We start from the raw sequence: 524 nt of genomic DNA on the forward strand, positions 1-524 counted from the left end.
TCGCGATATTTTAGCGCGCTTGGTGTATGGCTTCCGTACTGCGATGGGGTTTGCGTTGTTAACGATGGCGGTGTCCTACGCTATTGGTACCGCTGTAGGCTGTGCCATGGGCTTCTGGGGCGGCAAGTTCGACCTATTTGTCCAACGTTTGATTGAGGTTTGGTCAATGGTGCCATTCCTGTACGTCATTATGATTTTGGTGTCCATCGTTCAACCGACTTTCACGCTCTTTGTCGCCATCAACGTGTTGTTTGGATGGATGGGGATGACATGGTACATGCGTACCATGACTTACAAAGAATCTGCACGCGAATACGTAATGGCAGCTCGTGCGTTGGGTGCCTCGACAGGCCGAATCCTGTTTAACCATATTCTGCCAAATACCATGGTCATGATTGTTACCTTGGCGCCATTTACTATTGCCGCCAACATCACCGCACTGACAGCACTTGATTATCTTGGTTTAGGCTTGATGCCACCAACACCAAGCTGGGGTGAGTTACTGCAGCAAGGTAAGTCCAACT

General features: G+C 49.6%; 1 protein-coding gene. It reads left to right on the forward strand.

Going from position 1 to position 524, the window contains the following annotated elements:
• Positions 1-524 (forward strand): ABC transporter permease subunit (locus R8N47_RS28270; protein WP_318186492.1); only part of this gene is annotated, 524 nt, incomplete at both ends.

Source organism: Vibrio sp. 2132-1 (assembly GCF_033344315.1).